Origin of the sequence: Sphingomonas sp. 3-13AW (assembly GCF_049311085.1) — a bacterium.
Lineage (GTDB): Bacteria > Pseudomonadota > Alphaproteobacteria > Sphingomonadales > Sphingomonadaceae > Sphingomonas.
Map to the genome: position 1 here is coordinate 29,669 of NZ_JASNVZ010000005.1, position 14,963 is coordinate 44,631.

The following is a 14,963-nucleotide window of genomic DNA, read 5'->3' on the forward strand; positions in this document are numbered from 1 at the left end:
AGGCCATGAAACTTGATCGTCGGGAAGTTCTGGTCGGCGGGGGCATGGCCGCTCTCCTTGGCCTGGCGCGCGGTGTCGGTGCTCAAACCCCGGCCGGGCAAACGTCCGAGATCTTGTTCCGCAACGTTCGCGTCTTTGATGGCGTAAGCCCCCGCCTCAGCGCGCCGACCGACGTCTTGGTGCGGGGCAACCAGATCGCCGGCGTGGGGCGGGGGGCCACATCCACGGCGCGCGTGGTCGAGGGTGCCGGCAGGACGCTGATGCCCGGCCTGATCGACGCCCATTGCCATCTGGAATTCTTCAACCTGCCCGTCCAGGAGTTCGCGAACGACATCCCGGATTTCCTGCAGGTCCGGCAAGTGCCTGGCGCGCGCGACTTTCTGATGGACGGGTTCACCTCTGCGCGGGATGCGGGAGGGCCGACCTTCGGCTTGAAGAAGGCGATCGACCAGGGCTTCGTGGAAGGCCCGCGGATCTGGCCGTCGGGAGCGCTCATTTCGCAGACCTCCGGACACGGGGAGTCTCGCCCCATCAATGACCTGCCTTCTCCCTTGGCACGCCCCCTGACGCCGCATGAAAAGGCGGGCTATGTCATGGTCGCGGACGGGGTGCCGCAGGTCCTCGAACGCGTGCGCGAGCAGTTGTTCCAGGGCGCGAGCCAGGTGAAGATCTCCGTCGGCGGCGGCGTCAGCTCCAATTTCGATCCGCTCGACGTCACCGAATATAGCGAGGAGGAAATCCGGGCCGCGGTCGGCTGCGCCCAGGACTGGGGCACCTATGTCATGGTGCACGGCTATACGCCGCGCGCGATCAACCGGGCGCTCGATTGCGGCGTCGTCTCGATCGAGCACGGCCATCTCCTGGACGAGCCGACGCTGCGGCGGATCAAGGACATGGGCGTGTGGCTGAGCACCCAGCCCTTCCTCCAGGACGAGGATGCCATCCCCACGGCCCCCGGGTCGGCCAACCGCGCGAAATATGAAGAGGTCGCCGCGGGTACCGCCCGCATCTACGAGACTGCACACCGGCTGGGCCTGAAGGTGGCGTTCGGCACCGATATCCAGCTCAATCCCAATGCCGGGGTGCGCCAGGCCTATTATCTGCCCAAGCTGGTCCGATGGTATCCCCCGGCGCAGGTGCTGAAGATGGCGACGGCGGACAATGCCGATCTGCTGGCGCTGTCCGGCCCGCGCTCTCCGTACAAGGGCGTATTGGGCCGCGTGCAGGCCGGTGCGCTTGCCGACCTGCTGCTCATCAATGGCGATCCGATCGCGGACATCAACCTGCTTTCCGACCCGCACGATAACCTCGCGATCATCATGAAGGATGGGGTGATCTACAAGGACCAGAGCGGCCAGGGCTGACCGAACCGGACACCTGCGATGCGACTGGTCCGGGCATCGCGCACCTGCAGAGGCACGAACGATGCTTGATATGCCGCCCCCTCCCGTCGTCGTGCAGACCGCGCCCGTCGCGCAGGATCAGGATTGTCGCGGGGAGGAGAGCTGCGACATCCCCGCCGGCCGTGACAGCGGGTTGCAGGTCACCGACGGCACCGTTCGCCGGACGGGCAAGACCAGCCTGCCCGAAGGCGGGCCTTCCTCGATCACGTCCGAGGATCTGAAGGACAACTCGCCGGGCAAGACGCCGAAGACGACGATCTACGACAAGGACGGCCTCAACCTGCGCTGGTATTTCCAGGGCGGTGTCAACCTTGTCAGCGAGACGAACCTCTTCTGGGACTTCGCGTCGGTCTACGCGCCGGGTGCCAAGTTCAATTCCGACCAGGACTGGGTGGAACTCTACATCAAGCCGGGCCTGGGCTTCGACAAGACCATGGCTAATGGCAACGTCTTGTACGGCAAGCTCTCAGGCGTCGGATCGAAGACGCTGGGCAGGGACGCGTTCGACGCAAAGGACCAGGGCGCCGTCACGTTGGAAGAAGGCTATCTCGGATTCAAGACCACCAACCATCCGTTCGACTTCGACGTGTCGCTGGGTCCCCGGGAACTGCAACTGGGCAGCGGCATGCTGATCGCCAACGGCGGAACCAGCGGGTTCGAGCGCGGCGCGCTCAAGTTCGGGCCCCGCAAGGCGTGGAAACAGGCCGCGATCGGGCGGATCTACAACGGCCGGCGGACCTTCACGGGCTATTTCATCGAGCCGCGCGAGCTGAAGTCGAATAACGGCCACAACCAGCTGGCCGGCGCGGACTTCCGCTACGATTCCGCCGGCGGGGACTATATCGGCTTCACGTACATCAACGTGTTGCGATCAAATTCCCCCTATATCCGTGCGGCCCCGGGCGGGCTGGGCGAGCCGACGATCATTCCCGACGGGCGGGACAAGACGAACGCGGTCAACCTCTATTTCCGCAGCATCGGCTATGAGGGTGCGTTCCGAAACTGGTTCGTGACCGGCGACCTCGCCTATGAATGGAACAACCGCGTCGACATGTCCGCCTGGGCCGGCCGGGCGCAGCTCGGCTACCGGTTCACCGAGACCACCTGGACCCCGACTCTGACCGGCACGGTCAAGGTCTTCTCCGGCGATGATCCCACCACGCCCAAGCTCGAACGCTTCGATCCGCTTTATTACGAGGGGTCTCCCGGCGCCTGGGCCAGCGGCTCGAAATCTTCGATGGTGTTCATCAACTCGAACTTGCGCGTGCTCGAAATCGCCTTTGCGGTCCACCCGTCCAAGAAGGACGCGCTGACGCTGCGCTATGGCCGGATCGACGCGGACAAGCTCGCGAGTCCGATCCAGTTCGGCCAGGCCACGCGCCTCGTCTCCACGCCCAGCGGCTTCAACCTGATCGCCGGGGTGACGAAGCGGCACCTCTCGGACGACCTCTTCCTGGAATACAACCACATCTTCGGCCCGGACGTGTTCCTGACGGCCGGGGTGAGCGCGTCGTTCCCGGGCGCGGGGATCAAGGCATCCTTCCCCGGAACCGCGCCGGTCTGGACGGGTGCCTTCGTCAACGTCGTGGTGAACTACTAGGCTGCGCGCGGCTTGCAGGATCGCTTCACGGCAAACACTGCCGATGCGAGCGCGCAGATGAGGCGCTAAGTCCTTGATTTAGAAGCTGGAGCGGGTGAAGGGAATCGAACCCTCGTCGTAAGCTTGGGAAGCTTCTGCTCTACCATTGAGCTACACCCGCAAAGCCGGACTGGCGCCCGGCTCGATCGCATCGGAGCGGCGGCGGCAGGCCGGGCATCCTCTACGATGCGCCGGCACCTGCCATGGTTCGGGCGGCTCCGTCAACTGCCATCGGATAGCGTCGATCCTCTGGACGCCGCCACGATCCCGTGCCTGGGTCGCGCGCCCCTACAGGCGCATCTTCTCCAGTGGCACGCCGTTGGTTTCGGGCATGAAGCGCCAGACCCAGACGAACTGCAGCAGCATCATCGCGCCAAAGAACAGGAAGACCCAGCCGCCGACGCGGCCCGCCACGATCGGAAAGGTCCATGTGATGGCGGCGGCCATAATCCAGTGGGTCGTGGAGCCGAGCGCCTGGCCCTTGCCGCGCACTTCGCTCGGGAACACTTCCGACAGGAACACCCAGATCACGGCCCCCTGGCTGACCGCGAAGGCGGCAATGAACCCGAGCATTCCCGCAAGGATCAGCGTGCCGTCGGCCACCGGCCGTTCCATCTGGAACCCGACCAGGAACAGCGCCAGCGCGCAGGCGATCGACCCGAAATAGAGCAACGGCTTTCGCCCGAACCGGTCGATCAGGAACAGCGCGAGCACGGTGAAGATCAGGTTGATGCCGCCGACCGCTACCGATTGCAGCATCGCGCTGTCCGTGCCGGCGCCGCCCAGGGCAAAGATGCGCGGCGCGTAATAGAGCAGCGCGTTGATGCCGGAGAGCTGGTTGAACATCGCGATCGCGATCGCGCAGCCCACCGGCGTCGCATAGCGGCGCTGGAACAGCCGTGGCGTCGCCTCTCGCACGCGCGCGCCCTGCATCCCGGCGATCTCCCGTTCCGGGCTGGCAAAGCCAAGCTGCTGCAACACCCGCAATGCGTCGCCCGAACGCCCCGTCACGACATACCAGCGTGGGCTTTCGGGCAGCAGCAGCGTCACCAGCAGAAAGACCGCCGACGGCGCCGCCACGATGCCGAGCATCCACCGCCACGCGGTATCGGGCGCCGCATTCTGCGCGATGAGGTAGTTGGAGAGGAAGGCGATCAGGATCCCCAGCACGATGTTGAGCTGGTTGAGCGCCACGAGCCGACCGCGAAAGCGGGTGGGGGAGACTTCGGCGATATAGACCGGCGTCACCACCGAGGCAGCGCCGATCGCCAGCCCGCCCAGCGTGCGGAAGGCGAGCAGCATCGGCCAACTCGTCGCCAGCCCCGCGCCCAGGGACGAGACCACATAGGCGATCGCGATCGCCAGCAGCATCCGCTTGCGACCATAGCGATCGGCAGGCGCGCCCGCGGTCAGCGACCCAATCACCGTGCCGATCAGCGCGGACGCAACCGTGAAGCCCAGCGCCGGATCGGAAAGGGCGAAATGGCTCTGCAGGGCTTCGGTCGCGCCCGAGATCACCGCCGTGTCGAACCCGAACAACAACCCCCCAAGCGCGGCGCCAAGGGCGCTGAGAATGATCGCCGGGCTTACGCCGGCGGCTTCGACAGGGGCGTAATCGGGCTGAGCCATGACATCCTTTCCACAGACCGGCCGCGTTGGGCGTGCCGACGCAAAGCGCGCGGATGCATGGCTATCGGCTGGCGGGCATGCTGTCCAACCGGGCAGCCGCCGGTGGGTGTCAGTCGGGGCGACCGGCGCGTTCGGCAATCGCCAGCACGCGGCGCGCATCGTCCAGGTGCAGCCGCTCGACCATCGCCCCGTCCAGGCGGATCGCGCCGCGGCCGGCCGCCTCGGGCGCGGCAAAGGCGTCGACGATTGCCTGCGCGCGCGCGATATCCTGGGGGCTCGGCGAAAAGGCCGCGTTGCACGTCGCGATCTGGCGCGGGTGGATCAGCGTCTTGCCATCGAAGCCCATGGCCGCACCCTGGCGGCACACCGCTTCCAGCCCGGCGTCGTCATCGATCGCATTGTGCACGCCATCCAGCACCGTCAGGCCCCAGCCGCGCCCGGCGGCCAGCACCAGGCTCATCAGCGGCAGCAATTCCGCGCGATCCGGCGAAAGCCGGCAGCGCATTTCCTTGGCAAGGTCGTTGGTGCCGATCACGAATGCGGCAAGCCGGGTGTGCTCGGTGAGCGCCGCGATCGCGCCGATCGCCGGGATTGCGCGGCAGGTCTCGATCATCGCCCAGATCGGCAGGTCGTGCGTATCGCGTTCGACCGTCTCGATGTCGGCGACCGACGACACCTTGGGGACCAGTACCGCGTCGAACGGTGCGCCATCGAGCGCCGCCAGGTCGTCCGCCGCCCATTCGCTGTCGAGCCCGTTGATGCGCAGCACCAGTTCGCGCTCGCCGAAGCCGCCGGCCTGTGCCGCGGCGATCGCGGCTGCCCGCGCCGCCTGCTTCTGCTCGGGCGCCACCGCATCCTCCAGGTCGAGGATCACGACATCGCTGGGAAGCGTCCGCGCCTTCTCGATCGCGCGGGCGTTGGACGCCGGCAGGAACAGCGCGCTGCGGCGGGGGCGGGGTGCGCTCATGCGGCCCGCTCCGGCAGCAGCAGCGAGGAGTCGCCATAGCTGTAGAAGCGGTAGCCGTTCGCGATCGCATGGGCATAGGCCGCCTGCATCCGCTCCAGCCCCATGAGCGCCGATACCAGCATGAACAGGGTCGAGCGGGGCAGGTGGAAGTTCGTCATCAGCCCGTCGATGCCGCGGAACCGGTAGCCCGGCGTGATGAAGATCGCCGTGTCCCCCTCGAACGGGCGGATGATGCCATCCTCACCCGCGGAGCTTTCGATCAGGCGCAGGCTGGTGGTGCCGACCGCAATCACCCGGCCGCCGTCGCGGCGCACCCGGTTCAGCCGCTCGGCAGTGTCGGCATCCAGCCGACCCCACTCGGCGTGCATGCGGTGCTCGCTGGTGTCCGCGGCCTTTACGGGCAGGAAAGTGCCCGCGCCCACATGCAGCGTCAGCGTCGCATGGCCGATCCCGCGTGCTTCCAGCGCCGTCATCAGTTCGGGCGTGAAATGCAGTGCGGCGGTGGGAGCGGCGACGGCACCCGCCTCGCGCGCGAACAGCGTCTGGTAATCCTCGGCATCGCGTGCGTCGGTCGGGCGCTTGGACGCGATATAGGGCGGCAGCGGCATCCGCCCCGCGCGCTCCAGCAGCAGTTCGACCGGCTCGTCGCCGCCGAATTCCAGCAGCACGCTGCCGTCTTCGCCGCGTTCACCGGCGGTGGCCGAAACGCCTGCGCCAAAGTCGATGACGTCGCCGTCGCGCAGCCGCCGGGCGTTGCGGACAAAGGCGCGCCAGGCGCGCGGCCCCTCGCGCTTGTGGAGGGTGGCGCCGATCCGCGCCTCGCCGCGGCGGCCCTCCAGCTGGGCGGGGATCACGCGCGTGTCGTTGAAGACCAGCAGGTCGCCCGGGCGCAGTGCGTCGGGCAGGTCGCTCACGATCGCGTCGCGGGTGGAAGCGCCGTCGAGCACCAGCATCCGCGCGGCGTCGCGCGGCGCTGCCGGGCGAAGCGCGATCCGCTCCGCCGGCAGCTCAAAGTCGAAATCGTCTACATTCATCTCGAATATCCGCCGGATGCCCGGCGTTGGGGTCAGCGCTTGGCCGGGAGCGACGGCAGCGTCAGGTCCTTGTCCTCGGCGGGGACCGCAGCGGCAGGGGCCGGCTGGTAGGGCGGGGGATTGTCGGATGCCATATAGGCACGCAGGACGCGGGTCGGGTTCGCCGGCGGCTCGCCGCGCTGGATCGCGTCGACATATTCCATGCCTTCAAGCACGCGGCCGAACACGGTGTACTTCTTGTCCAGCGCCAGGCGCGGTGCGAGCATGATGTAGAACTGGCTGTTGGCGCTGTTTTCGTCCTGCGCACGGGCCGCGGCAACCGCGCCGCGGACGTGGGGAAGGTAGTTGAACTCCTTTTCCACGTCGGGAAGGTCCGACCCGCCCGTGCCGTCGCCCTTGGGATCGCCGCCCTGCGCCATGAAGCCCTCGATCACGCGGTGAAAAGGCAGGCCGTCATAGAATTTCCGCCGCGTCAGCGTCTTCACGCGCTCCACGGTCTTGGGCGCCACGTCCGGGCGCAGCCACACGGTCACGCGGCCACCGCTCGAAAGGTCGAGCAGCCACAGGTTCTCCTTGTCGGTCGTCGCGGGCGGCGCAGCGCGGCCCGGCACGTCGATCAGCTGGGCTGCAGCAGGGAGGGCAAACAAGGACGCGAACAACGCGAACACAACGGCAAACAGGCGCATTTCCACCCCGGGCAAAGAAGTCTCGACAAGCGGCTTAAAGGATTTCCGGATGCGGGGGTAGGGCGCGTTTGCACCGCCCCCTCCGGCACGGTCAGGCGACGGCGAGCGCCTCCTCGCGCTCGGCCGCCTGGCGGGCCCACATCTCGGCATAGACGCCGCCCTTGCGCAACAGCTCGGCATGGGTGCCGCTTTCGACCACTTCGCCGGCTTCCAGCACGACGATGCGGTCGGCGTGGACCACGGTGGACAGGCGATGGGCGATGACGATGGTCGTGCGGCCTTGCTCGATCGCCTCCAGCGTCGCCAGGATCTCGGCCTCGGTCCGGCTGTCGAGCGCGCTGGTCGCCTCGTCCAGGATCAGCACCGGCGGGTTCTTGAGCAGCGTGCGCGCGATCGCGACCCGCTGTTTCTCGCCGCCCGACAGCTTCAGGCCGCGTTCGCCGACGCGGGTGTCATAGCCGTCGGGAAGGCTTTCGATGAACGGCTCGATCGCGGCACCCCGCGCGGCGCCGGCGATCTCCTCGGCCGTCGCACCGGCCCGGCCATAGGCGATGTTGTACCCGACCGTGTCGTTGAACAGCACCGTGTCCTGGGGAACGATGCCGATCGCGGCGCGCAGCGAATCCTGCCGCACCTGCGCGATGTCCTGCCCGTCGATGGTAATACGCCCGCCGGTCGGATCGTAGAAGCGGAACAACAGCCGCGCGAGCGTGGACTTGCCGGCGCCCGATGGGCCGACCACCGCAAGGGTCGTGCCGGGGGGCACGTCCAGATCGACACCCTTCAGGATCGGGCGCTCCGGGTCATAGCCGAAGAACACCTCCTCGAACCGGACATGGCCGCGCGTGACGGCCAGCGCCGGGGCGTCGGGAATGTCGCGAACTTCCTCCGGCGTGTCGATGAGGTCGAACATCGCGGCCATGTCCGTGACGCCCTGGCGGATCGTCCGATAGACCATGCCGAGAAGGTCGAGCGGCCGGAACAGCTGGGTCAGAAGCGTCGACACCAGCACCACGTCGCCGGGGGTGAGCCGGCCGCTCGCCCAGCCGAACACCACCAGCGCCATGCCGCCGGCCAGCATTACCCCGGTGATCAGCGCCTGGCCGATGTTGAGGAGCGCCAGGCTGTTCTCGCTGCGCACCGCCGCCGTCGCATAGGCCGCGACCGCGCGTTCGTAACGCTCCGCCTCACGTGCCTCGGCGCCGAAATATTTCACCGTCTCAAAGTTGAGCAGCGAATCGACCGCATGCGCGACCGCGCCGGTGTCGAGGTCGTTCATCCGCTGGCGCAGGGCGTTGCGCCAGTCCGTGACCCAGCGGGTGAAGACGATATACGCCGCGACCATCACGACCGTTCCCACCACCAGCCACCCGCCAAAGCGGACGCCGAAGATGCCGAGGACGAGCGCAAGCTCCAGGATCGTCGGGGCGATGTTGAACAGCAGGAAGTAGAGCATCGTGTCGATGCTCTTGGTGCCGCGCTCCACAACCTTGGTGACCGCACCCGTGCGCCGCTCCAGGTGGAAACGCAGCGAAAGGCCGTGGAGGTGGCGGAATACCGTTCCGGACAGGCGCTGGGCGGCTTCCTGGCCGACGCGTTCGAACACCATGTTGCGCAAATTGTCGAACAGGGTCGCGCCGAACCGCGCGGCCGCATAGCCGACGATCAGCGCGATCACGAGCCACAGGGCGTCGCGACTCCCGGCGCTCATCGTGTCGATGGCGTTCTGGAGCGCGAACGGCGCGCCATAGACCTGCACCAGCTTCGAAAGGACGACGAGCGCCAGCGCGGCGACCACGCGCACTTTCAACCCACGATGGCCGTGCGGCCAGAGGTAGGGGAGGAAGCGGCGGAGCGTCGCCATCATCGGCCGCTGGGAAGCGGCAGGCGCAGAGGTGTCAGGAGGCATCGGCTGCTGATTTGGGATGTCGCGGCGCCGGACGCAACGGATGCGACAGATCGTTGCTGCGGGGCGACGTCGGAACTCGAAGCCGCGTCAATCGCTTGACACTTCGAAAGGAAGTCGAATGAGCTCGATTTTGTACGTCATCGCGATCATGGGCTGCGCCGATGATTCGAACGAATGCCGCAGTGCGCGGGTCGAGCCGGCAACCTATACCAGCATCCAGTCGTGTCAGGCCGCAATGCCCGCCGCACTGGTCCGCAATACGGACCTGAGCTTCCCGACCATCGCCGCCGCGTGCCAGCAGCAGGGCGCCCAGATGGCGCGCAACGAAGCACAGCGCCCCACCCGCGGGGGCTGACACTTTACATCCTGCTCATGTCGGAAAAGGGCCGCGGCTTCGTTGGAAGCCGCGGCCCTTTCCGCAGGAAAATCAGGCGACCTGCGCCTCGGGCACTTCGTTGGGATCGCGCAGCACATAGCCGCGTCCCCAGACGGTCTCGATATAGTTTTCGCCGTCGCACGCCGAGCTGAGCTTCTTGCGCAGCTTGCAGATGAACACGTCGATGATCTTGAGCTCGGGCTCGTCCATGCCGCCATAGAGATGGTTCAGGAACATCTCCTTGGTCAGGGTCGTGCCCTTGCGGAGCGACAACAGCTCCAGCATCGCATATTCCTTGCCGGTCAGGTGGACGCGATTGCCGTCGACCTCGACCGTCTTGGCATCCAGGTTCACCGCCAGCTTGCCGGTCTTGATGACCGACTGGGAATGGCCCTTCGAACGGCGCACCACGGCGTGGATGCGGGCGACCAGCTCCTCGCGATGGAACGGCTTGGTGACATAATCGTCGGCGCCGAAGCCGAACGACCGCACCTTGGTATCCATCTCGCTGATGCCCGACAGGATCAGGACCGGCGTCTGCACCCGGGCGACGCGGACCTTCTTCAGCACCTCATAGCCGTGCATGTCCGGCAGGTTGAGGTCGAGCAGGATGATGTCGTAATCATAGAGCTTGGCGAGATCGAGCCCCTCTTCGCCAAGGTCGGTGGTGTAGACGTTCAGCCCCTCGGCCTCGAGCATCAACTCGATTGCCTTGGCCGTGGTCGGCTCGTCTTCGATCAATAGAACGCGCATCGCAGTCCCCCTTTTTGGCACGGGAACCCGAAGGAGCACGCACCTAGGACAGTCATTAACCTAAACGGATGTGAAGGCAAAAGGTTAACGACGCGCTAAGCCCGGTTAAATACGCAATCACCGCTATTTTCGTTCTGCGCACAGCTGGCGAAAGCGCTCGGCCAAAAACTCGATCAGGGCCTCTACGCGCGCGGGCCGCAAGGTGCCCGGGGGCGTCAACAGGTGGAGGGCCATGCCGGTCTCCTGCCAGTCGCTCAGCAATTCCACCAACGTTCCGTCGGCCAGGTCGTCGTCGACGATGAAATCGGGCAACCGCGTGATGCCAAGCCCGGCGCGCAGGGCCGGCAGCATCGCCTCGCCGCTGTCGGTGGACAGCGGCCCCGTCGGGCGGACCGTGACTTCCTCGTTGCCGCGCCGGAAGTGCCAGACAAAGGGGCGGGTGACGTTGGTGTAGGGGAGGCAGGCGTGCTGGGCGAGGTCGGCGGGGTGCTCCGGCCGGCCGTGCTTCTCCAGATAGGCCGGTGCCGCCACCAGATGGATGGCGATCGGCGCAAGCCGCCGCACCCGAAGGCTGCTGTCGGGCAGGTCGGCGATGCGCAGGGCCACGTCGATGCCCTGGGCGACGATATCGGTGGGGGCATCCGACAGCGTCAGGTCCACCTCGATCCCGGGATACTGGGTCAGGAAATCGGCAAGCGCAGGTGCTACTCGGTTGAGGCCGAAGTTCATCGGCGCGGCCAGCCGCACGCGCCCGGTCGGCGTGCTGTTGGCGTCGCGGGCGATCTCCTCTGCCTCGCGTGCTTCGGACAGGATCCGGGCGGCACGCTCCGAAAGCGCCTGGCCGCTCTCCGTCAGGGTCAGGCGGCGCGAGGTGCGGTGGAACAGGGTCGCGCCCAACCGGGTCTCCAGCCGGCTGATCGCCTTGGACACGGTCGCCTTGGACGTGCCGAGCGCCTGGGCCGCGCCGCTGAACGATCGGTTCTCGACGACCGACGCAAAGATCGCCCAGGCCTCAAAATCCGGTAGCAACATCGCGGCGATCCTCCCCTTCGTATGCATTGCGCTGCAACGATCCGTTTCCAACGTTTCCGTTTACGTCGCAATCGAATTCCCTACCTATGGCACATCCGGGCAAGGCTAAGCCGGGAAAAGATTTCAGGGATCGCGAAGCCTGCTTCGTCGATCTCGTTGACAGGAATATCGGAATTCCCAGGCCGCAGCATCATGTGGCCCCGGGACGGGGCCTGCCGAACTCTCCCTCCCCGGGCAGGCCCCGGCGAAACGGCCCGACGGGGCGGGCAGACTGACAGGAGACGCGCGATGGCCAAGGTTCTGGTGCTCTATTATTCTTCTTACGGCCACATCATGAAGATGGCCGAAGCGGTCGCCGAAGGTGCCCGCAGCGCCGGGGCCGAAGTCGACATCCGCCGCGTGGCGGAAACGGTGCCGGAAGATCTCGCCCGCGCATCGCATTACCTGCTCGACCAGCCCTATCCGGTGCTGGAAGACGTCAACGAGCTTGAGAAGTACGATGCCATCATTGTCGGCACCGGCACCCGCTATGGCCGCATGACCAGCCAGATGGCGGCGTTCTGGGACAAGACCGGCGGCGTCTGGGCACGCGGCGGGCTGATCGGCAAGGTCGGCGGTGCCTTTACCTCCACTGCCAGCCAGCATGGCGGGCAGGAGACGACGTTGTTCTCGATCCTCACCAACCTGCTGCACCACGGCCTCACCATCGTCGGCCTCGACTATGGCTTCCAGGGGCAGATGGGCGTGGACGAAGTCCGCGGCGGATCGCCCTATGGCGCGACGACCATCGCCGGCGGCGACGGCAGCCGCCAGCCTCACGAGGAAGAACTCGAGGGCGCACGCTACCAGGGCCGCCGCATCGCGGCGACCGCGGCCAAGCTGACCGCCTGACCTTCCGCGCCCGCTGCCCGATGGGCGGCGGGCGTCAGTTCTGGGGCGTCGTCGCGGCCGGCTGCGGCGTTGTCGGCGCCACGACGGGTCGCACCGGTGCCGGCGCCGGGGGACGCGCCGGGGCCAGCAGGCGCTGGTCCTCGGGCCGGTGCGGATAGGCCGGGAAGCGCCGCGACGCTGGCGCAAAGATGGCGCGTGCCGCCGCTGCGCCGGGCGCGTTCGGCGTGCGGCCCACCCAGCGCCAGTGCCACGGCTCCCACTTCACCTGCTGCTTGTTGCCGGCGGGGAAGGACTGTTCGAAGCCGAACTCGGCCGCGTGCGCGATCAGCCAGCGGCCCGCCGGGGTGGCGGCAAAGCACGCCTCCGCATCGGGGCAGCCGCCGCGGTCGCGGGTCCCGAAATCCACGACATAGCCCGTCGAATGCTCGCTGAAGCCCGGCGGTGCCGATGCCCAGGCACGCTCCTGAAAGCTGCTGCTGCCGTTGGCGTTGATCCCGCCGCAAAAGGTCTGGCGCTGCAGGCGGACCGAGCGGTGGCAGGATACGGCGCGCAGCTTGCCCGCGATCGCCGGGTTCTGGTTGGCGCGCGCGAGCAATGCCTGAAGGTCGGCGAGCATCGCGGGATGGATGCGGCAGCTCCCGCCCGGCGAGAATTCTTCCGGAGCCGGGATCAGGGCGGTCTCCACCGTATCCGGATAGGGAAAGTGATTGAACAAGCGGCCGTCCGGGCCCGGCTGCACGATCCCGCGATCGCACAGCGCCACGGGCGCGCGGTTGACGGCGACGGCTGGCGGCGGCGCGGGCGTCGGCGCGGGGGCGGGCGTTGGCGGCGCGGGCGGCTCCACCACTGTCGGCTTCGGTGCGGAGCAGGCAGCAAGCGCCAGCACCAGCGCAGCGGACATCCGCAGGAACTTACGCATCCAACCTCCTGAAATATGCGGCGCAGGACCGCCGCCTTTCGGCGCCTGCGCTCTGGCATGTGGGCGGCTGCGGTGGCAAGGGACCTCCATGCTGGATGACCTTGTGCTCTTCATCGATGGCGAAGCGATCGTAATCGACAAACCCGCCGGACTGCCGGTCGATCGGCCGCGCGACCGCAGCCCCAGCATCGCTGGGCGGCTGGACGAACTGACCTTCGGGTTCCAGCGTTTCCCGACCGCGGTCCACCGGCTCGACCGCGACACCAGCGGCTGCCTGCTGCTCGCCCGCAATCCCAAGGCGCACGCACGCTTCCAGCAGGCGTTCGAAGCGGGGCTGGTGCAGAAACGCTATGTGGCGGTGCTGGACGGCATCCCCGCCGAGACCTCGGGCACGATCGACCTGCCGCTCGGCAAGGTGAGCACCATCGAGGAGGGCTGGCGCATGGTCGGCGATCCCAAGGGCAAGGCGGCGCGCACGAACTGGAAGCTGCTGCGCACCGACGGCGATCGGGCGCTGGTCGCCTTCTTCCCGGAAACCGGCCGCACCCACCAGATCCGCGTCCATGCCGCCGAAGGGCTGGGCACCCCGGTCCTGGGCGATCCGGTCTATGGCAACGGCGGCCATGCGATGCTGCTCCACGCGGCCCAGCTCACCGTGCCGCGCGGCAACAAGCCTCCGATCGAGGCCACCGCGCCGCTGCCGCCGAGTTTTGCCGCCGCGGGCTTCGGCGATAGCTGAACTTCGCGTTCCCGCCGGCCCGGGCTTGCGCTAGAGGCGCCGCTGAAATGGCCGCGATCCCCATCACCCGCTCGATCAGCATCGACAGCGACGAACTCGTCGAGAGCTTCACCCGTGCGAGCGGGCCGGGGGGTCAGCACGTCAACACCACCGACAGTGCGGTGCTGCTGCGCTTCGACGTGGCGGCATCGCCCAACCTGCCCGAAATGGTGAAGAACCGTCTCGCCGAGCTGGCGGGGTCGCGGATGACGCGGGAAGGGGTGCTGGTCTTGCGAAGCGAGGGGGCGCGTTCCCAGCTTCTAAACCGCGAGGAGGTGCGCGAGCGGCTCATCGCGCTGATCCGCGAGGCGACCTTCGTGCCGCGCAAGCGCAAGCCAACCAAGCCCAGCCGTGCTGCCAAGGCACGCCGGGTCGACGAGAAGAAAGGCCGCAGTGCGGTCAAGGCCGGGCGCGGCAAGGTCCGCTACGACTGACCGCGCCGCCAGGAAAGGAACGTCATGTACGCATTCGATATCGCCGCCGGCTCCAAGCAGGAGCTGTATCGCGAACTTGGCCTGGCGCTCGATGCGCTCACCGCCGATGAGCCCGACGCCATCGCCAACATGGCGAATGCGGCGGCGTTGCTGTGGGAATATCTGCCCGGCCTCAACTGGTCCGGCTTTTACCGCAACGTCTCCGACGAGCTCGTGCTCGGCCCGTTCCAGGGCAAGGCCGCCTGCATCCGGATCCCGTTCGGCAAGGGCGTGTGCGGCACGGCCGCAGCCACGCGGGAGACGCAGCGGGTCGAGGACGTCCACGCATTCCCCGGGCACATCGCCTGTGACGCCGCGAGCCGCTCCGAACTCGTGGTGCCGATCGTCCATGAAGGGCGCCTGATCGGCGTGCTCGACCTCGACAGCCCGTCCCCGGCGCGCTTCGATGCCGAGGATGCCGCCGGGTGCGAGGCGCTGATGCAGCGGCTCGGGCCCCGGATCGCCGGCGCCTGA

15 protein-coding genes and 1 tRNA gene are annotated in these 14,963 nt (G+C 67.4%); 7 read left to right on the forward strand and 9 right to left on the reverse strand.

Going from position 1 to position 14,963, the window contains the following annotated elements:
- Positions 1–5: 5 nt before the first annotated feature.
- Together QP045_RS07960 and QP045_RS07965 are read left to right on the forward strand one after the other, a co-directional pair.
- Complete coding sequence (locus QP045_RS07960; RefSeq protein ID WP_422514445.1) at positions 6–1,364, forward strand: amidohydrolase family protein; 1,359 nt, start codon at positions 6–8, stop codon at positions 1,362–1,364.
- 70 nt (positions 1,365–1,434) lie between these two features.
- Positions 1,435–3,003, forward strand: a complete 1,569-nt coding sequence (locus tag QP045_RS07965; RefSeq protein ID WP_422514446.1) for an alginate export family protein — start codon at positions 1,435–1,437, stop codon at positions 3,001–3,003.
- 86 nt (positions 3,004–3,089) lie between these two features.
- Here QP045_RS07965 and QP045_RS07970 read toward each other — a convergent pair.
- The 6 genes from QP045_RS07970 to QP045_RS07995 all read right to left on the reverse strand — a co-directional run bounded on the left by QP045_RS07970 (position 3,090) and on the right by QP045_RS07995 (position 9,267).
- Positions 3,090–3,163: transfer RNA gene (locus tag QP045_RS07970), tRNA-Gly, on the reverse strand.
- A gap of 167 nt (positions 3,164–3,330) precedes the next feature.
- Complete coding sequence (locus QP045_RS07975) at positions 3,331–4,671, reverse strand: sugar porter family MFS transporter (protein ID WP_422514447.1); 1,341 nt, start codon at positions 4,669–4,671, stop codon at positions 3,331–3,333.
- A gap of 109 nt (positions 4,672–4,780) precedes the next feature.
- On the reverse strand, positions 4,781–5,638 hold the full coding sequence (locus QP045_RS07980; RefSeq protein ID WP_422514448.1) for an HpcH/HpaI aldolase/citrate lyase family protein: 858 nt from the start codon (positions 5,636–5,638) through the stop codon (positions 4,781–4,783).
- Entirely contained in the window at positions 5,635–6,672 is a 1,038-nt protein-coding gene (queA, locus tag QP045_RS07985; RefSeq protein WP_422514449.1) for a tRNA preQ1(34) S-adenosylmethionine ribosyltransferase-isomerase QueA, read from the reverse strand. Before queA ends, QP045_RS07980 begins: the two co-directional genes overlap by 4 nt.
- A 32-nt stretch (positions 6,673–6,704) precedes the next feature.
- Positions 6,705–7,358: a peptidylprolyl isomerase gene (locus QP045_RS07990; RefSeq protein WP_422514450.1), complete on the reverse strand. Its 654-nt coding sequence runs from the start codon at positions 7,356–7,358 to the stop codon at positions 6,705–6,707.
- A 91-nt stretch (positions 7,359–7,449) separates the two neighbouring features.
- The gene (locus QP045_RS07995; RefSeq protein ID WP_422514451.1) at positions 7,450–9,267 is read right to left on the reverse strand and encodes an ABCB family ABC transporter ATP-binding protein/permease; all 1,818 of its coding nucleotides are present in this window, start codon (positions 9,265–9,267) and stop codon (positions 7,450–7,452) included.
- Positions 9,268–9,385: 118 nt separating this feature from the next.
- Here QP045_RS07995 and QP045_RS08000 point away from each other — a divergent pair, with 118 nt between their 5' ends.
- On the forward strand, positions 9,386–9,622 hold the full coding sequence (locus tag QP045_RS08000) for a hypothetical protein (protein WP_422514452.1): 237 nt from the start codon (positions 9,386–9,388) through the stop codon (positions 9,620–9,622).
- A gap of 72 nt (positions 9,623–9,694) precedes the next feature.
- Here the strand turns inward: QP045_RS08000 and ctrA are convergent, their stop codons facing one another.
- Both ctrA and QP045_RS08010 read right to left on the reverse strand, forming a co-directional pair.
- On the reverse strand, positions 9,695–10,396 hold the full coding sequence (gene ctrA / locus QP045_RS08005; protein WP_422514453.1) for a response regulator transcription factor CtrA: 702 nt from the start codon (positions 10,394–10,396) through the stop codon (positions 9,695–9,697).
- A 123-nt stretch (positions 10,397–10,519) separates the two neighbouring features.
- Positions 10,520–11,428: a LysR family transcriptional regulator gene (locus QP045_RS08010; RefSeq protein WP_422514454.1), complete on the reverse strand. Its 909-nt coding sequence runs from the start codon at positions 11,426–11,428 to the stop codon at positions 10,520–10,522.
- 288 nt (positions 11,429–11,716) lie between these two features.
- Between QP045_RS08010 and wrbA the strand changes: the two genes are divergently transcribed.
- Positions 11,717–12,319 (forward strand): NAD(P)H:quinone oxidoreductase, encoded by a 603-nt coding sequence (gene wrbA / locus QP045_RS08015; protein WP_422514455.1) that lies wholly within the window; start codon positions 11,717–11,719, stop codon positions 12,317–12,319.
- Between the two features lie 34 nt (positions 12,320–12,353).
- Here wrbA and QP045_RS08020 read toward each other — a convergent pair whose 3' ends face one another.
- The gene (locus tag QP045_RS08020) at positions 12,354–13,238 is read right to left on the reverse strand and encodes a M15 family metallopeptidase (protein WP_422514456.1); all 885 of its coding nucleotides are present in this window, start codon (positions 13,236–13,238) and stop codon (positions 12,354–12,356) included.
- Positions 13,239–13,326: 88 nt separating this feature from the next.
- Between QP045_RS08020 and QP045_RS08025 the strand changes: the two genes are divergently transcribed.
- The 3 genes from QP045_RS08025 to QP045_RS08035 are packed head-to-tail and all read left to right on the forward strand — an operon-like array spanning position 13,327 to position 14,963.
- On the forward strand, positions 13,327–13,977 hold the full coding sequence (locus QP045_RS08025; protein ID WP_422514457.1) for an RluA family pseudouridine synthase: 651 nt from the start codon (positions 13,327–13,329) through the stop codon (positions 13,975–13,977).
- Between the two features lie 47 nt (positions 13,978–14,024).
- The gene (arfB, locus tag QP045_RS08030; RefSeq protein WP_422514458.1) at positions 14,025–14,450 is read left to right on the forward strand and encodes an alternative ribosome rescue aminoacyl-tRNA hydrolase ArfB; all 426 of its coding nucleotides are present in this window, start codon (positions 14,025–14,027) and stop codon (positions 14,448–14,450) included.
- Positions 14,451–14,474: 24 nt separating this feature from the next.
- Positions 14,475–14,963, forward strand: coding sequence for a GAF domain-containing protein (locus QP045_RS08035; RefSeq protein WP_422514459.1), 489 nt, complete (start codon positions 14,475–14,477; stop codon positions 14,961–14,963).